Source organism: Devosia sp., from assembly GCF_048261455.1.
Classification (GTDB): Bacteria; Pseudomonadota; Alphaproteobacteria; order Rhizobiales; family Devosiaceae; genus Devosia_A.
In genome coordinates, this window is sequence record NZ_JBLXGA010000011.1 from 22,413 (window position 1) to 42,358 (window position 19,946).

General features: G+C 61.6%; 19 protein-coding genes, 3 tRNA genes and 1 other annotated feature. Of the genes, 13 read left to right on the forward strand and 9 right to left on the reverse strand.

Features of this window, described 5'->3' with window-relative positions:
- Positions 1 to 2 precede the first annotated feature (2 nt).
- Both ACN0TK_RS12450 and ACN0TK_RS12455 read right to left on the reverse strand, forming a co-directional pair.
- Positions 3 to 944 (reverse strand): carbohydrate ABC transporter permease, encoded by a 942-nt coding sequence (locus tag ACN0TK_RS12450; protein WP_417309834.1) that lies wholly within the window; start codon positions 942 to 944, stop codon positions 3 to 5.
- Positions 945 to 1,036: 92 nt separating this feature from the next.
- On the reverse strand, positions 1,037 to 2,278 hold the full coding sequence (locus ACN0TK_RS12455) for an ABC transporter substrate-binding protein (RefSeq protein ID WP_417309835.1): 1,242 nt from the start codon (positions 2,276 to 2,278) through the stop codon (positions 1,037 to 1,039).
- Positions 2,279 to 2,516: 238 nt separating this feature from the next.
- On the opposite strand from ACN0TK_RS12455, the gene ACN0TK_RS12460 reads away from it, so the two are divergent.
- Positions 2,517 to 3,524 (forward strand): LacI family DNA-binding transcriptional regulator, encoded by a 1,008-nt coding sequence (locus tag ACN0TK_RS12460; protein ID WP_417309836.1) that lies wholly within the window; start codon positions 2,517 to 2,519, stop codon positions 3,522 to 3,524.
- 245 nt (positions 3,525 to 3,769) lie between these two features.
- Here ACN0TK_RS12460 and ACN0TK_RS12465 read toward each other — a convergent pair whose 3' ends face one another.
- The gene (locus ACN0TK_RS12465) at positions 3,770 to 4,072 is read right to left on the reverse strand and encodes a hypothetical protein (protein ID WP_417309837.1); all 303 of its coding nucleotides are present in this window, start codon (positions 4,070 to 4,072) and stop codon (positions 3,770 to 3,772) included.
- A 195-nt stretch (positions 4,073 to 4,267) separates the two neighbouring features.
- Between ACN0TK_RS12465 and ACN0TK_RS12470 the strand changes: the two genes are divergently transcribed.
- The 3 genes from ACN0TK_RS12470 (at position 4,268) to ACN0TK_RS12480 (ending at position 5,904) form a co-directional block, all read left to right on the forward strand.
- Positions 4,268 to 4,627 (forward strand): response regulator, encoded by a 360-nt coding sequence (locus ACN0TK_RS12470; protein WP_417309838.1) that lies wholly within the window; start codon positions 4,268 to 4,270, stop codon positions 4,625 to 4,627.
- A 337-nt stretch (positions 4,628 to 4,964) separates the two neighbouring features.
- Positions 4,965 to 5,040 (forward strand) — tRNA-Arg (locus tag ACN0TK_RS12475).
- A gap of 54 nt (positions 5,041 to 5,094) precedes the next feature.
- A complete protein-coding gene (locus ACN0TK_RS12480) occupies positions 5,095 to 5,904 on the forward strand; it encodes a YdcF family protein (protein WP_417309839.1) in 810 nt (269 codons plus the stop codon).
- Here ACN0TK_RS12480 and ACN0TK_RS12485 read toward each other — a convergent pair.
- Positions 5,901 to 6,380 (reverse strand): metalloregulator ArsR/SmtB family transcription factor, encoded by a 480-nt coding sequence (locus tag ACN0TK_RS12485; protein WP_417309840.1) that lies wholly within the window; start codon positions 6,378 to 6,380, stop codon positions 5,901 to 5,903. The genes ACN0TK_RS12480 and ACN0TK_RS12485 overlap by 4 nt on opposite strands.
- Positions 6,381 to 6,516: 136 nt before the next feature.
- Here ACN0TK_RS12485 and trhA point away from each other — a divergent pair, with 136 nt between their 5' ends.
- Complete coding sequence (trhA, locus tag ACN0TK_RS12490) at positions 6,517 to 7,200, forward strand: PAQR family membrane homeostasis protein TrhA (protein WP_417309841.1); 684 nt, start codon at positions 6,517 to 6,519, stop codon at positions 7,198 to 7,200.
- A 4-nt stretch (positions 7,201 to 7,204) separates the two neighbouring features.
- On the opposite strand, the gene ACN0TK_RS12495 is transcribed toward trhA, so the two are convergent.
- Positions 7,205 to 7,657, reverse strand: a complete 453-nt coding sequence (locus ACN0TK_RS12495; protein WP_417309842.1) for a DUF192 domain-containing protein — start codon at positions 7,655 to 7,657, stop codon at positions 7,205 to 7,207.
- A 95-nt stretch (positions 7,658 to 7,752) separates the two neighbouring features.
- Positions 7,753 to 8,271 carry a cold-shock protein gene (locus tag ACN0TK_RS12500; RefSeq protein WP_417309935.1) on the reverse strand — a complete coding sequence of 173 codons (519 nt, stop codon included), beginning with the start codon at positions 8,269 to 8,271 and terminating at the stop codon, positions 7,753 to 7,755.
- Positions 8,272 to 8,579: 308 nt separating this feature from the next.
- On the opposite strand from ACN0TK_RS12500, the gene ACN0TK_RS12505 reads away from it, so the two are divergent.
- The 3 genes from ACN0TK_RS12505 (at position 8,580) to ACN0TK_RS12515 (ending at position 9,729) form a co-directional block, all read left to right on the forward strand.
- Entirely contained in the window at positions 8,580 to 8,999 is a 420-nt protein-coding gene (locus ACN0TK_RS12505; protein ID WP_417309843.1) for a VOC family protein, read from the forward strand.
- A gap of 122 nt (positions 9,000 to 9,121) precedes the next feature.
- Positions 9,122 to 9,583 (forward strand): YcbK family protein, encoded by a 462-nt coding sequence (locus ACN0TK_RS12510; protein WP_417309936.1) that lies wholly within the window; start codon positions 9,122 to 9,124, stop codon positions 9,581 to 9,583.
- Positions 9,584 to 9,654: 71 nt separating this feature from the next.
- A tRNA-Glu gene (locus ACN0TK_RS12515) sits at positions 9,655 to 9,729 on the forward strand.
- A gap of 666 nt (positions 9,730 to 10,395) precedes the next feature.
- On the opposite strand, the gene ACN0TK_RS12520 is transcribed toward ACN0TK_RS12515, so the two are convergent.
- Together ACN0TK_RS12520 and ACN0TK_RS12525 are read right to left on the reverse strand one after the other, a co-directional pair.
- Positions 10,396 to 13,545: a DEAD/DEAH box helicase gene (locus ACN0TK_RS12520; RefSeq protein WP_417309844.1), complete on the reverse strand. Its 3,150-nt coding sequence runs from the start codon at positions 13,543 to 13,545 to the stop codon at positions 10,396 to 10,398.
- Positions 13,546 to 13,553: 8 nt separating this feature from the next.
- A complete protein-coding gene (locus tag ACN0TK_RS12525; protein WP_417309845.1) occupies positions 13,554 to 14,339 on the reverse strand; it encodes a hypothetical protein in 786 nt (261 codons plus the stop codon).
- A 14-nt stretch (positions 14,340 to 14,353) separates the two neighbouring features.
- Here ACN0TK_RS12525 and ACN0TK_RS12530 point away from each other — a divergent pair, with 14 nt between their 5' ends.
- The 5 genes from ACN0TK_RS12530 to ACN0TK_RS12550 all read left to right on the forward strand — a co-directional run bounded on the left by ACN0TK_RS12530 (position 14,354) and on the right by ACN0TK_RS12550 (position 19,195).
- The gene (locus ACN0TK_RS12530) at positions 14,354 to 14,698 is read left to right on the forward strand and encodes a DCL family protein (protein ID WP_417309846.1); all 345 of its coding nucleotides are present in this window, start codon (positions 14,354 to 14,356) and stop codon (positions 14,696 to 14,698) included.
- 439 nt (positions 14,699 to 15,137) lie between these two features.
- Positions 15,138 to 15,192 (forward strand) — a sequence feature (sul1 is cis-regulatory element that is thought to sense ions involved in sulfur or methionine metabolism; They are found in Alphaproteobacteria).
- Between the two features lie 55 nt (positions 15,193 to 15,247).
- Positions 15,248 to 16,729 (forward strand): SulP family inorganic anion transporter, encoded by a 1,482-nt coding sequence (locus tag ACN0TK_RS12535; protein WP_417309847.1) that lies wholly within the window; start codon positions 15,248 to 15,250, stop codon positions 16,727 to 16,729.
- Positions 16,730 to 16,801: 72 nt separating this feature from the next.
- Positions 16,802 to 16,876, forward strand: a tRNA-Glu gene (locus tag ACN0TK_RS12540).
- Positions 16,877 to 17,305: 429 nt separating this feature from the next.
- A complete protein-coding gene (locus ACN0TK_RS12545) occupies positions 17,306 to 18,151 on the forward strand; it encodes an EcoRI family type II restriction endonuclease (protein WP_417309848.1) in 846 nt (281 codons plus the stop codon).
- Between the two features lie 30 nt (positions 18,152 to 18,181).
- Positions 18,182 to 19,195 (forward strand): DNA-methyltransferase, encoded by a 1,014-nt coding sequence (locus tag ACN0TK_RS12550; RefSeq protein ID WP_417309849.1) that lies wholly within the window; start codon positions 18,182 to 18,184, stop codon positions 19,193 to 19,195.
- 10 nt (positions 19,196 to 19,205) lie between these two features.
- Here the strand turns inward: ACN0TK_RS12550 and ACN0TK_RS12555 are convergent, their stop codons facing one another.
- Complete coding sequence (locus tag ACN0TK_RS12555; protein WP_417309850.1) at positions 19,206 to 19,937, reverse strand: hypothetical protein; 732 nt, start codon at positions 19,935 to 19,937, stop codon at positions 19,206 to 19,208.
- Positions 19,938 to 19,946: the final 9 nt, after the last annotated feature.

Sequence of the window (19,946 nt, forward strand, 5' to 3'; positions counted from 1 at the left end):
GCTCATGCGCGGCGCCCCTTTCCGCCGAATTCGAGGTAGGCCCAAGGGACCATGATGATCAGCACGGTGACCAGCATCATGGTCGCCGCGGCGAGGCCCTGGCCGATATTGCCGCCCGAGAACATGTAATTGTAGACGTATTTGGCCGGCACTTCGGACGAGATGCCCGGCCCGCCATTGGTCAGCGCCACGACGAGGTCGTAGAGGCGCACGATGCCCGAGCCGATCAGCACGACGGCGGTGACGAGCACGCCGCGCATCATCGGCAGTACCACCGAGATATAGGTGCGCCAGGTCGGAATGCCGTCGATCTTGGCGGCCTTCCAGATTTCCTCGTCGATGCCGCGCAGTCCGGCCAGCATCAGCACCATGCAGAAGCCGACCCCCTGCCACAGGCCGGCGATCAGCAGCGCAAACAGCACCATGCGCGGATTGGCGATCCAGTCGAAGGTGAACCACTCGAAGCCCAGATTGCGCATCGTGCCCTGCAGCCCGAGCGTGGGGTTCATGATCCACTGCCAAACGAGGCCGGTAACGATGAACGACAGCGCGAACGGATAAAGCATCACGGTACGGAAGGCGCTTTCGAAGCGGATCTTCTGGTCCATCAGGACGGCCAGCAGGAAGCCGATCGACAAGGTGAAGACCAGCGAAAACGACCCGTAGATCACCAGATTCCACACCGACACATTCCAGCGCGAGGTGGCGAACAGCCGTTCGTACTGGTCGAAGCCGACGAACTTGCCGTTCGGCAGCAACCGGGAATTGGTGAACGAGTAATAGATCGTCCAGATCGTGCAGCCGATGAACACCACGAGCACCGTGGCCATCATCGGAAGGGCGGCGATCTTGGCCGACAGGTTGTGAACGAAAATCCGTTGCAGGAAGCCCGGCCGGCCTGAGCCGCCGCTGTCCCGTGCCGAATGCGCGGCAGTATCTGCCATGGTGCCGTATCTCCATACGAAGGTGGCCGACCCTAGGGGTCGACCACCGGAACCCGGGACGGGGAGAAGTTCCCCGTCCGCGTCATTTCAGATCAGTCAGCCTGTTCGATGATCGAGGCATAGCGCTCGATGTAGTCGTCGACCGTGATGCTGTCGTCGTCGAGGAACTCGGTGTTGAGATCCTGCATCTGCTGCTGGGTGTCGCTGGAAAGCGCGAAGTCACCCGAGGGCAGCAGGCCGTTATCGAGCAGGCCGAGAGCCTTCTGCATGCACGCATTGGCGCTGGCGAGATCGATGTCGGTACGGATCGGCATCGAGCCCTTCTTCAGGTTGAAGGCGAGCTGAGCTTCCGGCGAGATCAGCAGACGGGCCAGATCGGCCTGTGCGTCGAGCACGTCCTGCGGGGTGCCGTCGGGCAGCTTGGGGAAGTAGAAGCTGTCGCCACCGCCCGAGAGCTGGTCATTCAGCCCGAGGCCCGGCAGGCACTCGTAGTCTTCGCCCGGGACGCCACCGGCCACCTGCAGGTCGCCCTGCAGCCAGTCACCGTGGATATTGCCCGCCGCGGTGCCTTCCAGCATCTGCGTGCCCACGTCGCCGAACGACGGGACCATGGTTTCGGGCGACACCACCTTGCGCAGGTCGTCGAGGGCCTCGGCCACCTTGCGGAACTCGGGGCCGCGCACGGCGTCGGCATCCTTGTCGCGGTTGATCGCGAGCACCAGGTCCGAACCACCGAGGCCAGCCATCAGCACGCCCGGGATGCCCGAGAACGGCCAACCGGTGGCGAGACCGAAGGGCAGGATGCCCGCTTCTTCGAGAGCCGGCCAGGACTCGACATACTCGTTCCAGTTGGTCGGCACGGGCTGATCGATCTGCTCATAGGCCTTGGTCGACAGCCACAGCCAATCCCACGAGTGGATGTTGACCGGCAGGCAGTACAGGCCACCCTCGTAGCGGCACGGCTCGAGCAGCGAATCGTCGACGTAGAAGCTCTCGAGATCCATGTCGCCGACGACGTCGGTAAGATCGCGGATCAGGCCGGCCTGGATCAGTTCCTCGGCGTCACGGCCGGTGTTCATCTGGGTGGCGCCCATCGGGTCGCCGCCGATGATGCGGCTGATGATGACGGGGTTGGCGCCCGTGCCCGAACCGGCCAGCGCGCTGTCGACCCAGGTATTGCCTGTCTCTTCTTCAAAAACGCGGGCGAACTCGGCCACGGCCGCAGCTTCACCGGCAGAGGTCCACCAATGGGTGACCTCGAGGTCAGCGGCGCGAACGGCCGTGCTGCCCATCATTGCAGCCGCCATTGTGGCGACCAGTGCAAACTTCTTCATGCTGATATCCTCCCAGCGAAATTCCAAGGGTGTTTGGCCCTCGAGAAATCTTCCGAACCACTCCTCCTCGGAGTAGCGGACGTTTTGCAATCGATTACATCGGCACGCAAAATGCGCCTTGCAATCGATTGCACGAATGTCAGCCATTCCTTGCATGCATGTCAAGCAGGTCTTACAGGTGTGTGCAGACCGGTGCTTTGTGGGGGGCACTCGCGCTATGGACATGCCTAGAAAAGCAATGACGATTCAAGATGTTGCGAGACACGCCAAAGTGTCCGCAGCCACCGTGAGCCGTGTGCTCAGCGCGCCGGAGCGCGTTGCCGAGGCGACGCGCGAGCGTGTGATGGAGGCCATACAGGAAACCGGGTACACGATGAATCTGGCCGCGCGCTCGCTGCGGCTGAAGGCGGCGCAGACGATTCTGGTGGCGGCGCCAAAGATCGGCAATCCGTTCTATTCCACGATTGTCGATGCGGTGATCCAGGAAGCACAGGGCCGCGGTTACGGGGTGCTGGTATCAAGCGGCATTGGCGATGACCCGACGCGCTGGATGGGCGACCACCTTTTGTCGAACCGGGCCGACGGGCTGCTGCTGTTCGACCGGGCGCTGGACACGCGGCAATTGCACGGCTTGAACGAAGGCGGACGGCCCCTGCCCCTCGTCGCCGCCTATGACGAAGTGCCCGACCCGATGGTCAATTCGGTGATCACCGACAACCGGCAGGCGGCGGTGCGCGCCCTGCGGCACCTGTATGAACTTGGGCATCGCAGGATCGGGCACGTTTCGGCGCCTTCACGCCATGGCACGACCAGCGAGCGCAAGCTCGGCTATCTCGACGGCATGCGGCTGCTGGGGCTGGACGTGCGCGAGGACTGGGTTTTCGACGGCGACTACACCATGCCGTCTGGCGTCGCGGCAGCCGAATATCTGCTGTCGCTGGACCGCCTGCCGAGCGCAGTGTTCTGCGGCAATGACGACATGGCGATCGGGTTGATGCACCGGTTGCGGGCGGCCGGCGTGCTGTGCCCGCGCGACATTTCGATCATGGGGTTCGACGATATCGATATCGGCGCCATGCTCGACCCGTCGCTGACGACCATGCATCAGCCGCGCGAACAGATCGGGCGGCGGGCGACACAGGCGCTGATCGACATCATCGAGGGCACGATCTCGGGTACCGACCCGACTCATATCGTTCTGACCTCACAGCTGGTCGAGCGCAACAGTACGGCTGCCATTGCTTAGGCAGTGGGCGGCGCCTGCCGTGGAATGGCCCGAAACGGGCGGCAGACCAGGGAACGGTTCGAAGCACGCGACCACGAGCGATTGTCGTGATATGGTGGCGTTCAGCGTTGAGAGAGGGGCAGGCAATGGCGGCGGTGCGCATTGTGGTCCGACACGACGGGCTCGGCTGGTCTATCGAAAGCGACGGCCATGAAGTCGATGGCACGAAGGCCCCCCGGCCCTACGCGCAGCGTGAAGAGGCCATCTCAGACGCGCTGTTCGCGGCGCGCATGTTGCGGGCACTCGGCTCCGACGCCGTCGTCTGCGTCCAGAACAGCGACGGCATTCATGTTGTCCGCGACGAGGATACCCGCGTGTGGCGTCAGCACTGAGCCGGCCGCGAACTTCTGCTGGGCAAACAGCGTTGCCAGCGCGTGGCGATCGATTCCGAGGGCCTGAAGATCCTGTTCGGCCGGACTGACACCTGCCTCGATGGCCGAATCCACCCGGCGCATGGCCGACAGACTGGTGAAGAACCGGCGGGCCTGAGAGTGGAATTTGTCGCGCATGGGTCGTCTCCGGAAGTCGGCGGCAGACTGGCCGTAGCATGCCCCGACCGCCAGTAGGTGCAGCGCATGGCAGGTCTGCACAGGTCATTTTTCCACCGCAGGAGTCCAGCGCTGGCCGCTTAACGCTGACTTAACAAAGTGAGTAGCGCAGTTTGGCAATAGCGTGCCAAATTCCCCCCTTGGGAGAGAAGCGCGATGAACATTCTGATCGTTGAAGATGACTATCTGATCGGTCAGGACCTGCTGGACCGGTTGAAGACCATGGGGCACGATGTGCTCGGGCCGGCAAGCAATTGCGCTGCGGCGCTCGAAGCGCTGTTCAACACCCGCCCAGATATCGCCATGGTCGATACGCGGCTCGGCTCCGAGACCTGCGAGGCGGTGTTGTCGGAGTGCCGCGCGCTCGATGTGCCGGTCATCATCTGCAGCGCCCATGACGCCGAAGGCCTTCCCGCCTATTGTGCCGGGCTGCCGCGGGTCGGCAAGCCGTTCGAGAACGATGAAATCGCCGGCCAGGTGTGCGGTACACTGCGGGACGCGTCGAGCGCCGCCTGAGCATGCCGGTCGGGGCGCTGAGGTCTCAGGCCCAGCCGAGAGCGGCAAACAGGTGGTATACCGCCAGGATCGGCAGGCCAACCAGCATGCAGCCCGCGACGAAAACGAAAATCACCCAATCGACAATATAGCGCTCCGTGTTCATGTGGCTGTTCTACGCCCGTGATCGGCAAATCCCAGCATAAACGCATGTAAACCCTAACAAGCGGCAGCATTACCGTGGCGCCGACTTGCGGCGTTCAGCATTCGCACCGGCCCCGTCGCTGCGGCATTTCCCGCAGCCAAGGCGAGCAAACCGGCCTGACAAGCCGGCCGCATTGCGCTAAACCCGCCGCATGGCCCCGTAGCTCAGTGGATAGAGCAGCAGCCTTCTAAGCTGTTGGTCGCAGGTTCGAATCCTGCCGGGGTCACCAACCCGAAGCGCTGAGCACAGCGACGTCGCGAGTTCGGCCGGAGGGCAATTTCCCATGTTCGTTTACGTGACCCGGCTGTTCTGGCTCGTGGCGCAGCCGCTGTCGCTGGCGACGCTGTTGCTGATCGTGGGCGTGGTGTTCGGCTTCACGCGCTGGCGCTGGCTGTCGCGGGGCAGTCTCGTGCTCGGACTGGCGATTATCCTGATCTGCAGCTTCACGACATTCGGCTATCTGCTGATCCAGCCGCTGGAAGCGCGGTTCGCGCGGCCGGCCGAACCGGCGCAGATTGCGGGGATCGTGGTGCTGGGCGGGGGCATGCGCAGCGCGACCAATCCGGCTGGCGGTGATTTCGAGCTCAACCGCTCGGGCGACCGCATGGTGGAAGCCGTGCGGCTCGCGCTGCGGCATCCGGAGGCGAAAGTTCTCATCACCGGCGGCGCCGGGCCCATGGCTCCCGGCCGGCAACCCGAGGCGGTAACGGGCGAAAAGATGCTGAGAGCCTTCGGCATAGCCGACGACCGCATCCTGCTCGAACCCAAAGCACGCAACACGGAGGAGAACGCGCAGTTCTCGAAAGCCTTGGTTGCGGCAAGCGGAATCGAAAGCGGCACCTGGCTACTGATCACCTCGGGCTTTCACATGCCCCGCGCGGTTGGGCTGTTCCGGCGCGCCGGGTTCGACGTGGTGCCGTGGCCGGCCGATTTCCTGTCTGACGGCACGGAGACCGTCGGCATCCGGCTCGACGACAGCGGCGAGAACCTTGCCGTCGCGACGATGGCGCTGCGTGAATGGATCGGCCTTGTGGCCTATTTCCTCACCGGCCGCATCGACGAGGTGTTGCCCGGGCCCGCGCCGGCCAACTAGAGGTCGAAGAAAGACAGCTGCGGTGCGGCGGCGGGTGGCGGCGGCGCGGCCGGCTTTTCGGCTGCGGGTTTGCGGGCCCGTTTCGGCGCCGGCCGGTCCTTGGGCTTGGCCGCAGCCTTGCTGGGTGATTTCGCGGGGGCTTCGGCGGCGGACTCGGGCTCGGCCTGCGCGGCAGGCCTGGGCTTGGCCTCGACCTTGGCTTTCGCCGGCGCGGGACGGGCGCCCTGCCCTTCGAGCCAGACCAGTGCCGGCTTCATATGGGCGCGCTGCAGCGCATAGACGTTTTCGCGACCCTTTTTTTGCTCCACCACCAGACCGGCTTCCTTGAGCACCCGCAAATGGCGCGAAATGGCCGGCCGGCTGATGGCGAATTCGGCAGCCAGCTCGTGCACGGGTCGGGGGTTGGTGGCCAGCAGTTCGACGACCCGGCAACGGGTCGGATCTCCGAGTGCGGAAAACAGCGCGTCGGGACTCATACAAAAACTCCTAGCTGGCGATCAGAGTTGTAACAACTGAGTTACGTGTCAAGGCGTATGGCAGTGCAAGGCTTGACTGTGAGGGCCCGATGCCCGGAAAGTCACAGCTTATTTCAAACGAGCAGAGTGAGCCCACGTGACCGAAACGACCCTGCCCCGTATCTGGTGGTCTCGCGGGCGTCCGTTCTCGGTTGCCGAACTGATTGCCGACGGGATCGTGCATGGCGTCGGATTGATGCTGGCCGCCGGGCTCGGCGCGGTGCTGCTGACCTTCTCTGCATATCAGACGGCGCCCACCGAACTGCCGGCGCTGGTGCTCTACGTCGCGACGCTGTTCATGGTGTTGGGCATTTCGCTGGCGTTCAATCTCTGCCCCATTGAGGCGCGGGCGAAAAAGACGCTGGCACGGCTCGACCAGGCGGCGATCTTCGTTTTCATCGCGGGCAGCTATACGCCGTTCCTGGCGCTGCTCGGGCCGACGCCATGGAGCATCGGGCTGGGCGTTGCCGTTTGGGTGGCGGCTCTGGTGGGCATGACGCTGAAGCTTGCGGTGCCGCACCGGTTCGGGCGCGGCGCGATCATCCTTTATCTCGCGATCGGCTGGAGCGGCGTGCTGCTGATGCAGATGCTGGCGTCGCATCTGCCGCCGATGGCGCTGTGGCTGCTGGTGGCCGGCGGCATCAGCTACAGCGTGGGGGTCCTCTTCCTGCTGTGGGAGAAGCTCGATTTCCAGAACGCGATCTGGCACGGCTTCGTGGTGACCGGCGCCAGCCTGCATCTGCTGGCGATGCTCGACTGCATGGTGCTGAGCCGGCTCTAGGCGCTCACTCGCCCGTAATGCGGTCGTGCTCGACCGTGTCGCCTGCTGCGATGCCGAGCTCGACCGAGCGGCCGCCCGGGATTTCCAGCACGAATTCGACCGGACCGTCCGAAGGGATGCTGGTCGGATCCTGCGGGCGCGCGTTGACGTGGATGTTGGCGATGGTGCCGTCGGTGCGGATGAAGATCATATCCAGCGGAATGAAGGTGTTGCGCATCCAGAAGCTGACCGGGCGGGATTCGTTGAAATCGAACAGCATGCCGGCATCGGGCGCCAGCTCGGTGCGGAACATCAGCCCCTTGTTGCGTTCGGGCTGGGTATCGACCACCTCGACGGTGAACTGGTGTTCGGCGTCGCCCGAATGGACGACCAGCCGGCTGTCATCGGCGCAGGCCGCCAGCGGCAGGAGGGCAAAGGGCACGACGAGCGTGCGGAGCATGGCAGAAATGGACGTCATGAAGAGGACCCGGGGCCGGCGCGATTGCGTTGAACTGAGCCGACGATAGCCCAAGGCCCCTGCGCCGACCAGAGTGACGGCGCAGTCGTGCGGGTTCAGTGCGAGGACGGCGCGTCGCCCCAGCCGTCGGGCCGGATTTCGGCAACCATCAGGCCCTTGGGGCCGGTGCCATAGCGGACCAGCACGAACTGGCCAGGCCGCAGTTCGGTGATGCCGAAGCGGCGCAGGGTTTCCATATGCACGAAGATATCGGGCGTGCCCTCGCCCGCAGACAGGAAGCCGAAGCCGCGAATGCGGTTGAACCACTTGACCTCGAGCCGCTCGAGGCCGCTGGTCGGCTCGACGGTCACATGAGTGCGCGGGGCCGGCATGGTGGCCGGGTGCCGGGCAGTCGATTCATCCATGGAGAGAATGCGGAAGGCCTGCAGACCACCGGGCCGGGCCAGTGCCTCGCAGACGACGCGGGCCCCTTCATAGGCGGTCTGGTAGCCGTCGCGGCGCAGGCAGGTGACATGCAGCAGAACATCGGCGCCGCCACCATCGGGAACGATGAAGCCAAACCCCTTGCCGACGTCGAACCATTTGATCGTGCCAACGATCTCGGTGACATCCATGCCCTGATCGGACACGGTCGCCGGTGATTGATCGATACGATCGGAGCCGTCTTGTAAACGACCGTCGTCGCCCTGATCAGGTGAAAGTTTGGCCCCCATGCCCGAACCTTTTCGTACTCGCCCCACCGCTGGGGTACGCTACAAGCAGGTTCACTGTGTCCGATTCACCTAGAAAAGTTAAGCAGCCGCTACGAATTTGTTAATGGCTGTGCACATCTACGGCGGCCGGGTGAATCATTGCCCCTGAAACAGGGCGATTGTTAGGGTCTGGTCCGATTCAACGAACCAGCAAAAAGCGGAGGAAACGCATGAAATATCTGCACACTATGGTGCGCGTGACGGATGTCGACGCCAGCCTGAAATTCTATTGCGAAGGGTTGGGCCTCGAAGAGGTGCGGCGCACCGAGAACGAGAAGGGGCGGTTCACGCTGATCTTCCTCGCGGCTCCCGGCCAGCACGACGCGCAGGTGGAACTCACCTATAACTGGGACCCCGAGGAATATACCGGCGGGCGCAATTTCGGCCATCTCGCCTATGCGGTCGAGGACATCTACGCCTACTGCCAGCACCTCGCCGACATGGGCTACACGATCAACCGGCCGCCGCGCGACGGGCACATGGCGTTCGTGCGCTCGCCCGACGATATTTCGGTCGAGATCATCCAGGCCGGCGAAGCCAAGGCACCGGCCGAGCCGTGGGCCTCAATGGGCAATACCGGGTCCTGGTAAGGGTTCGATAACCAAACCGCTTAGGCCGGGATTAGCGTTACCGGCCTAAGTTTCCCCCAACGCGCCGCCCGGGCAAGGGACGGCGCCTGCCTCCTGAATTTCGGCAGGACGGGGAAGTGAAGATGAAAAACGCGATTGCCGCGGCGCTATGTGCCGTGCTGCTGAGCGGCTGCCTGCCGTTCTCACCCTTTGCATCGAGCGGGAACCTTTACAAAGGCTACAAGCAGAGCTTCGGCACCTATGTGACGAGTTCGAAGGTCAATGCCTTCTGCCTGAGCCCCAAGCTGCGCACGCTGATCTGGGACTTCGAGAATCATTTCGGCCGCAAGATCGTGATGAACTCGGGCTATCGCGACCCCTTCCACAATTCAAAGGTCGGCGGCGCCAGAAGCAGCTATCACATGAAGTGCATGGCGGCCGACTTCTTCATCCCCGGCGTCTCCAAGCGCAAGCTGATCGCCTACGCGGCCCGCAATTCCAAGGTGGGCGGGCTGGGCTGCTATCCGGGGCGCAACTTCATCCATGTGGACGTGCGCGACCGGCCGCGCGGTTGGCGCAAGCCGGTGACTTTCTCGGGCTGCTAAACGGACCTGGCAAAACCCGAAAATTGAGACTTTACAGGGCGGTCCAACCTCCCTATACGGTCCCCACCGCGGCGCCCTTCGTCTATCGGTTAGGACGGCACCCTTTCACGGTGCAGAGAGGGGTTCGACTCCCCTAGGGCGCGCCAACCTCCCTCCAGAAATGTCAATAAATTCAATCACTTAGGCACCAGAGACGGCACCTACCTCCCTCGGTGTGCCAAATGGTGACTCAATTGGTGCCCCAAATGGTGACTCATTTGGTGACTCATTTTCAGAGTCGAACCTGAAACGAGGTTCGACGCGCCCCAGAGTCGGCGCGGTCAAACAATGGGCATGGTTCTCGAGAGCGGTGGAATGCCATAAAGTGGCTGCCGGCAACTGGCTAGTGCCAAGCGGGCGCCGCTCAAGCCGTAGTCGGCGCGGCCGACAAGGGGCCGGGAGCTGCCTAGCGGCGCAACTGCCAAGAGCAGCCATTACACCTGAAGGCTTGCCGATGGCCCCTTTTGGGGTAGGCAGAGACTGTCCGGTAGCGGCAAGGTCCAGCGACAAGCGGAACATTCGCTTCTACGTCGCCGGGGGGCTACAACGCTCTCGCGAAGACGGATCGGAGCTCCGTAAGCCTGAAGCTCGACGGTTTTGCGCAGTAGTTAGATGACCGCCCCACGGACCCGAAATCTCCCGTCGCTCCAGCGCGCCGCAGCTAAAGGCGTGAGCGATGCCACCGCGTTTAGCGCTAGGTAGGCACGCTGATTAACTAAACGTCACATAAGCTGCGACGCCGTCCAAGCAACTACTCGACGGACGGTGCCAGATCAGGCCAAGCCTTCCAGAATCTTCCAGGCTCTCTGATAGGTTGGTCCCGCAGTGCCCACGGCAGTGCGCCAATCGGCATCGGTCAGGCCATTGAGGGCAGCACGCATGGACTGGATGCCGGTGCCGACGTTCTGGTTCGACAGATGGTCGGACAGCGGTTGGGCCGCGTTGCGCGGCACGCCCATCAGGCGCAGGTCGATGGCCATGTCGGAATTGACGCCGTAGTAAATCCTCGAGGGCAGGTTCCGGAAAGTGCGCTGCTCCTCCTCGGTCATCTTATCGAGCCCGTCGCGAATGGTCAGGCTCTGTATGGCGGACAAACCCCATGAGGCGGTCGAGGTCATTCTTCCGTAGACGAGCCGGCATGCCTTGGACATGGCGTCGGTGGCGCTGTCGGTGGGGCCCCTGAAATGCTCGTTCGCCAAGTCTGTCAATGACGCGCCGTTGACCCAATCCTTGACGATCCGGGCAAGCAAGTCGCCATCGCCACGGCCACCGCCGGTAACCTCGGCTAGCTCTGTCCTAAGTTCTGGGATTTGAAGGAGGACGCCGAAAGCGTTCTGCAGTGTGCGATCGCGGTCGGTGAATAGGGTTGAGGCATCCCAGGAGTTAGAATCAATCCCGGCTGCGCGTGCCTCTGCAAGAGCACGGCTGACGCTCTCCCATGAAAAGCCAGTGGTATCCACCAGCGACAGAGGTTGGTTGCGTATGATCGCGGCATAGTCGTTCACCGCTGCCACCAACCTGTTCGCCACCGCCTGGTCTTCGCTACGAAGCTTCTGGAAGCCGAAGCTGCCGCGCAGCAGCTGCTCTATCTGGCTAGCGAATTCGGCATGGTTGCCAATTTGGCGGTAAGAATGCGCCAGGTACTGCAGAAACGTAGACCACTCCCTCTTGTAGTAGAGCGTGTGGAGCTCGAGTTGGGGTGCTGTCGCTAGGGCGTCGCGCACCATTGCGATTAGAGTCGAGTTCAGGCGGGAGACGTTCCGGGCCACGTAGTCTGAAAGCACCGCCGCTCGATCGTCTGTGGTGGCGGCTAACGCCACGACGCCGGTGCCAGATTGGTCTGCGCGACCCGCCCGTCCGGCAAGATTCCAGAAGTCCTCAGGCGGCATTTCCACGCCGTAAGGATATTGATGCGCAGCCATGATTACGGCAGTGACCGGGAAGTTGAGGCCTTGGGCAATGGTGGTGGTGGCGACCATAGTGTCGAGCTCGCCTAACTCCATGAGCCATTCCATCAGGACGCGCGTATCGTCGGACAGTCCGCTGTGATGCAGACCGATGCGCTTCTTAAGCAGCTCGATGAGCTCGAAGTCCGCTCCGAATTCCTCGGCAACGAAATCGGCGACAAAATCGATGTTCGTAGTGTCCGCGGAACCCGGTCGCTGATCTAGTTTCTCGGCAAGCTTAGGGTCACCGGCCATGGTGCGTGCCAGACCCCAAGTATCCTTGACCTTTCCTGCGACCACGATGACTGGTCCACGACGATTGAGGCAACTTGCGGTTACCGCCGCAATGTTGGAGAGAGAGGGGCGCACCTGCGACCACGTAAGTCCTAGCTCCCGCCCGGTGCACAACGGAACGAGTTCATCAATCTTTATCGTGGACTTGGAGGTGTGGATGGTCTGTAGGGATATTTGGTAGTCGCCCGCATGCTCCGTCTTGGAAGGCTGCGCGATAACTATGGCTCGGTCGTTCGGACGCCAGTTGAACTCTACCGTCATGTCCGCGAAACTGTCTGGCGACAACCATCGCGCGACCTCGCCGCGGTTCTCGATGAAAGGCGTCATGAGCAGGAACTGGGAGTTTCTGCATTCGCGGTTGATCGTCGCCAGCATGAGTTCGAGCCTCAAGCCGCGACCCTCATTGGAAAGGTTGTGGGCCTCGTCGACTACAACCAGTGTCAGGGGCCGGCCGATCTTGGCTTCCCAGCCCCCACGGAGCAGCAGGTCGATCTTCTCGGGGGTTCCTACCAGGACTCGGAAACCTGTGCTCGGATCTTCATCGGCGAGCAACTCCGCCTCGACGCCGTCGATGTCGAGGGCGGGGCTGACTCTTTCCACGACTATGCCGAGCGGAGCGAAATCGCGACGGAGCTTTGCACAAATCTGGTTCACCAAGGCGCGGGTTGGGGCGATATAGGCGACCCAGCCCCTCTCAGCCTCGAACTGGTTCAGCGCCTGGAGAATGCGGAATTGGGCGATAAAGGTCTTCCCACTCGATGTCGGCAGGCTGAGGACAACCGAACGCGCGCCTGAACTCATCAAGCCCTGATCCCGAAGCGCAATGCGCTGGGGCGGCAGCATCTCGAAGACCGGTTTTTCCTTGGTCCTCGAGGCCATGCTCTCGACGAAACGGGCGATGCGTACGCTGGCGCCTCTTGTGACCGACCAGATACTGTTGGCGACCATACGCTCTGCAGTTTCGGACAGCAGTCTGACCGTAGCGTGCAGGCCGATCAATTCGCCTCGCTCGCAGGCGATCTGGCTGCGATCGAACTGGGCCTGAAGCTGTTCTCGAATGTTAAATCCACCGGCCACTGAGCCTTGGGCCGAATAAATGGCGAGCAGTTCCGCAGCCTTAGACAGATGGTAGGAGGCCATAAGCTGCCAAGCGTCGGAACGCGGCGTCTCGGACGAGTCAAGGAACTGCGCCTCTCCGGAATTCTGTGCTTCCCGCAGCCTGACGATCTCGGCCAGCACCGCGTCCAGATCCGCCCAGCCGTCCTTGCGGAGCAGCAGCAGCCACAGACGATATACGCTCTGACGGACCCTGGCGCCCCAATTGGCGTTTTCATCACTTTCCGGCGGTAGTGTGTGGGCACGCAGATATCGCGACACGTCGGGCGTGCGATCGCCAAGCACACCGTAGCAGGAGGCGTGCAGCAGGTGGAGAGCTCGCGCTTCGGTTTCGAATGGGATTTCGGAAGCTCTCGTTGCTTCGAACGCCATTTCGGCCGCTTCTCGCAATTCCGCTGCCGCCTCACCGCTACCCAGCAATGCGTGGACGGCGAGGCCATAGCCGTTCGCGGTGAAACCGTAGCCTTGTGGCTGCTCATTCGGTTCGAAGCCGACATCGACCAAGAGGTGCTCGCCGACCGCCACGTGCACCATCCGGTGCCGTTCCTCGCCCAATGCTTCGATCATCCACGAAGTCATGGTGTCACCTTGGCAATCGAAAGCCAGTCAGCGATGGGACGAGGAGTATACCAAGCATCCAGTCGCATTCTTGGGCTGTCAGCACCGCCGTCGAGAGCCGAGCCGCGAGTGCGGAGGTCGTCCATGTGTGCAGGGGTATCTCGCAGCAGAACTCCCACGACGGCGAACTCCTTGCCGCCGGAGCTGAGGTACTTCTCCCCTGCACTCCTGAAGAGGTGCCTCAGTTCAGGCGTCGTGCAACGTGCGTAAAGCCACTTTAGAAGGACGTTCTGCGCGTCGTTGTGGTTGGCCAACGCATCGATCTGATGCGCTAAACCGCCCCTTCCAGCCATGACGCCTGGAGGATTGTTCTTGTCCGAAGATGTCTTCACTTCGCCAAACAGGAAAACTGCATCCGATCCATCGCCAAGAAAACCGACGATATCAGCGCCGGGTAGTGAAGCCTTCGGCGTCTTACGGTCGCGGTTTTCATTCCAAGGCCAAACTGCGCCATGCTCGTCCATCAGCAGGCACTCCGCCATCGCCTCGCCGATCTCCCAGTCGAGCGGCTCGACCGTTGCATTCAGCAGCATGGCGAGAGTGTCACTGGCCATATCCGTCGTCGCCAAGGCAGCAAGATCAGCGGAGAAATCTGTTTCGAACGCGGCATCGGTGACGCGCTGCCAAACCGGGCCACGAAGGTACGTGTCGAACTCAGCATGGTCTTCTATCACCAGACCGCGCCAGCAGTCGGTGGCCAAATCGTTCGGATAGGCCTTGGTGAACTTAAGTGTTAGCGGCATCGATTCCCCTATCGATGGCTGATTATCGCTTTATGATTAAAATTCACAACCAGAGGATTGAGCAAAAAATGGCCAGAGCGATACCATTGCAATTGGCGGGGATAGACTTCGCAAAAAAGGGCGATGCTCTCTTGCATGTCAGGGCAATGCTCCAGCGCTACTCGCCGGGTGAGCGGGTGAGCCAAGAGGACGAGGGGTTCCTCCGGGAGTTGCTATCTCGTCACTCGAACGCGGCCAACAAGGTCGGATCCGGCGTGGACCACTTCATGGTGCGCAGCGCAGATTACGGAACGCAGTGCTTCTGGGTGGTTCGGACGGACGGATCCACCGAGAGGTTTTCATACAAAGAATGTCTGTGAGGCTGTGTCGTCTATTCTCCCAGCGTACCTCAGTGAAGAGCTTGTTACCACTCCTGCCCTAGGAAGTTCACTTCGGCACTTCGGGTCGAGAGGCAGTCAAGTAGTTGCTTACTGCGGCAGAGCGACAGAAAGATGCAACGACCAAGATGGCGACTCAATTGGTGACCCAATTGGTGACCCAACCCTCATTTGCGCCACGTGCAAAAAGTTCCTTATCCTCTTGAAATTGTAGATGTATCTCCGATCCCTAGCTAGCGGGTTCTATTCCCCTAGGGCGCGCCACTCCCCTTCTTTGTCGGTTCTTTTGCTGCCAGCCTTCGGGCTGGGCGGGCGATGGTTCGCACCCGTTGCCGAATACCGCCCTGCGGTCAGCACAGGGCTAAAATGCCGCAGCCGGCCTTGCAAAACCGGGGTTTGCTGGCGATAAGGGGCGCCGATCATCGGACCTGGCCTCGCCCGGGTGGCTTCTCCGGGCGCCTATCCCCCGGCAACCAGCGCGCATCACCTGCCTTGTTTTCGCTGGCGCACGCCTGCGCGGTTGGAACTGACATGAACATTAAACAATATCGTACCGAATGGTTCGGCAACTGGCGCCCGGACCTGCTCTCCGGCCTCGTGGTGGCGCTGGCGCTGATCCCCGAGGCCATCGCCTTTTCCATCATCGCCGGGGTCGACCCGAAAGTGGGGCTGTATGCCTCGTTCTCGATCGCCGTGATTACCGCTTTCGTCGGTGGCCGGCCGGGGATGATTTCGGCCGCGACGGCGGCCACAGCGGTGCTGATGGTGACGCTGGTGCGCGACCACGGGCTGCAATATCTGTTCGCCGCGTCGCTCCTTGCGGGCCTGCTGCAGATCGTGGCCGGCTGGCTCAACCTGTCGCGCTTCATGAATTTCGTCTCGCGCTCGGTGATCACCGGCTTCGTCAACGCCTTGGCGATCCTGATCTTTCTGGCGCAGCTGCCCGAACTAACCAATGTCACATGGGTGACTTATGCGATGGTCGCCGGCGGGCTGGGGATCATTTACCTGTTCCCGCGCCTCACCACGGTGATCCCCTCGCCGCTGGTCTGCATCGCGGTCCTGACCGGACTGGCGATGGCGCTGGGGCTCGATGTGCGCACGGTTGGTGAAATGGGCGAGCTGCCCAGCACCCTGCCCGTCTTCCTGTTGCCCGACATTCCGCTGAACCTCGAAACGCTGCAGATCATCCTGCCCTATTCGGTGGCGATCGCGCTGGTGGGCCTGCTCGAATCGCTGATGACCGCTGCGGTGATCGACGACATGACCGACACGACCTCGAGCCGCCGCCAGGAGACCTATGGCCAGGGCATCGCCAATACGCTGACGCCGCTGATCGGCGGCATGGCGGGCTGCGCGATGATCGGGCAGTCGGTGATCAATGTGAGTTCAGGCGGCCGCGGACGGCTGTCGACCTTCCTCGCCGGCGTCTATCTGCTGATCCTCTTGGTGGTGCTGGGCGACCTGGTGCGCGCCATTCCCATGCCGGCGCTGGTGGCGGTGATGATCATGGTGTCGATCAACACGTTCAGCTGGCGCTCGCTGCTGACGCTCAGGACCTATCCGCGCAGCTCGAGCTTCGTGATGGTGGCGACGGTGATCACCGTTGTGGGCACGCACAACCTCGCCATCGGCGTGCTGTTCGGCGTGCTGCTGAGCGGCGTGTTCTTTGCGTGGAAGATCTCGCAGCTGTTCTCGGTGACCAAGACACATTCTGACAATGACCAGGTGACGACCTATACCGTGGCCGGCCAGCTGTTCTTTGCCTCGGCACAGGCGTTCAACCGCTCGTTCGACTTCAATGACCCGGCCCCGCAGGTCGATATCGATGTGACACACGCCCATATCTGGGACATTTCGAGCGTCGAGGCGCTGGACAAGGTGGTGCTGAAGCTGCGCCACGCCGGCAAGGTGGTGAATGTGCGCGGGCTGAACGCGGCCAGCGAGACCATCGTCGACAAGCTGGCGCTGCACGACAAGCCCGGCGCCATGGACCAGGTGCTGGAGCACTGAGCAACTAGTTTCGCCGTCGGGCCCATTGTGGGCTTGACGGTGAGCCGCTGGGACAATAATACCAGCCTCGCCGCGCCCATCGTCTAGCGGTCAGGACACCGCCCTCTCACGGCGGGAACAGGGGTTCGATTCCCCTTGGGCGTACCAACCTTTTCAAGCACTTAGCTGGCCACTGGCGTAACACGTGCAATATGCGTGCAATTTACCGGCACGTATTGCGGCGCACGTTAGCGTACGAATCGAGCCCTTCGCTGCCCGCGAAGGAAGCAGGTCGGAAAGGTCGTGGCCGGTGATTCTACCACACGAGCCGAGGACGCCGAGCGGCTCACGAAGGCACTAGGCAATTGTGCTGCCACTGCCAGCAGGCTGTGCCACCATCGCTGGTACCCTGGCTTAGCCGCCGGCAGAGGCGGCGTATTATTGCTGATCGGTAACTGGTAGCGCTGGAAGCTGAAACTCCCTGTGTGCCCGGCTATGCCGAACGTACACGCTTGACGGCAAGCTGAACCTTCAAAACGCTAGTCACATTTGATAGTCCCTTTAGGCGGTGAAAGACGCTTAGGGGGAGAGTCGGATATGGCGGGGGAAGTAGAGTTCAAGGGCAAGGGGCAAGCCTTTCGGCTTGGCGTTCAACAAGAGCTCGGGGGCGGACCACTAACGATTTTCGGTGCTGCAGCGAAGAAGCACGACTTGTCAATCAGAGAGGTAACGGCTGGCGTCCTCATCAAGTTGTCCGAACAGTACCCGCACCTTGAGTTTCAGCTGCGAAGCGCACTTAGCAAGAAACAGATCAATGAGAAGCTGAGGAGTTTTGACGCTCGACTTGGACAGGCGTTATTCGTAGAGAGCGCGAGTATCCGCCCTGACGGTGGCATCGCCGAAGTGAAGGACCAGCACGGCAGGTGGCGAGTGATCCTAGTTGGCGAGTCCAAGCACCAAGGCAACGACGTCGAGAAGATCATTGCTGGCGTTCTTCAGGGCAAAGCTAAGAATCAAGACTTCATGTCCGCCGGAAACGCGATCGAAAGGATGCACAAGAACGTTCTCGAACTTCGCAACTTCATGCTCGACGAGAAGCACTTTCCATACGTGGTGTTCTTGCAAGGTTCCAACTTTGCGACTGAGTCTTTTGATGTCACCCGCCCAGACGGGCGCGTGGTGAGAATCCATCACGACTCCGGGCTGCTGAACCGCATCGACCGCGTTACGGCGAGTAGTCTGTCTCGCGAGATCAATCAGAATTATTGCGAGAACATCATGGTTCGAGCTGGGGATCACGAGCATATGTTCCAGATCGCATCTCTCTACTGCAAGGCTCACCCTTGGGAGGCGAAGGAGATGGGAGATCGAATGCTAGAGATAGCTCTTACCTCGCTTCGCATTCTGGGTGACGACCTGAATGTTGGTGAAAACGCCCCCTAAGCGGCTCGACTTCACGGGAGCGAAGTGGGCATGGTCGTTACGATTTCTACCGTGAAAGTGGCATCCTTAATGGCAAACCGATCTCACCGAAATTCGGGTCATCTTGGGATGAACGCGCTAAGGAAGGCCGGTTCCAAGCACTCGTCCGAAGCCGGGATCCTGCGTGACGCCTCCGGCCACACTAGCCATGTGTACGCTATCGGTGACTGCCTCGACGTACTTTCTAAGATCCCTACAGGATCGATCCAGCTGATTGTCTGTGACCCACCATACAACATCCTGTTGGCGGACTGGGACGACCACACGAACTACATCGAGTGGGCAAAGCGCTGGCTTGCTGAATCCGAGCGGGTTCTTGCTCCCACCGGCAGCATCGCGCTGTTTGGCGGCCTACAGTACCAGGGTGAGGCAGGGTCAGGCGATCTGTTGTCTATTATTTCCTACATGCGCGAGCACAGCAAAATGCTTCTCGCAAACCTCATCATCTGGAACTATCCGAACGGCATGAGCGCGCAGCGTTTTTTTGCTAACCGGCATGAGGAGATTGCATGGTTCGCTAAGACGAAAAAATACTTCTTTGATCTTGACGCAGTGCGCGAGCCCTACGACGAGGAGACAAAAGCCGCGTACCTCAAAGATCCCCGCCTAAAGCCCGAGTCGGTTGAGAAGGGTCGAAACCCGACCAACGTTTGGCGGATGGGTCGCCTGAACGGAAACTCCTTGGAGCGTGTGGGGCACCCAACTCAGAAGCCCGCTGCCGTCATCGAGCGAATTGTGCGGGCGCTCTCCTATCCGGGTTCCACGGTGTTGGACTTCTTCGCGGGCAGTGGAATAACCACCCGCATTGCTATCCAAGAAGGGCGCAATAGCATCTCCTCTGATGCTGATCCGGTCCATCGTGAATACATGGCGAAGCAACTGGGCTTTCTCCGCGGCGACGGGCTCCTCGACCACATTCGGCACTACGAAGTCATCGAAGGACTCGAGCATATTGATGCCGCCCTATCCGGCGGGGAGCGGACGACCCCCGTCGCAGCTGAGTAGAGGCTATTAATCAGTCGACCTGAGCAGCCGCCGGTACGCTGCCCTGCAATGCTGCCTGCAATGCCGCGTCGGCTTCCTTCGCGGCGGTACTGCCCTGCTCGGCGCGTTCTTCGGCCGCAAGGTCGCGCATCTCGCCCGTGCTTTTCCAGAACCCGCCTGCCGCGAGGTTGAGGAAGTGGAGCGCCGATTCGATGTTCTCCTGCTCTTGGTGCAGCTCGGGCGCGTGCTGGTTGAGATAGTGCTCAACGGTCGTCTCGACGGGCACGGTGAACTTGCCGGTCAGCAGCGGGCTCGGGGAATGCCTGATTGCGGCGATGACCACACGGTCTCCCGCGTTGATAGCCTCCAGCACCGCCGCATCGCGTTCCTTCTGGGTCATGCCACGGAGCGCTTGGTAGATCGCGTCCGCTGCAGGCGGCCGCTTGTCGATACCAGCCTTGACCTGAGCGTCGGCGATAACGCTTGCCTCGTGCTGAACCAGAGCGGTCACTCGGGCGTGGAGCAGCTTCTCGGCCTGCTCCTTCACGCTGTCGAACTTCTTCTTGTACGCCATCGCATTGGCTTCCGGCGTCTGCAGCGGGTCAGCGTGCATGCGCACTGCCGCGAGGCCGTCATGCAGCGCGGCGAGGTTGTCTATCGTGGACAATACGCCGTCATAGACGCCGCCCGATACGTGATTGAGGGCGTCACGTGCCGCCTTGCTGCTGAGTGATGGGTGGCGGATGAGCGTCGGGGTGGCCATCATTTGGTC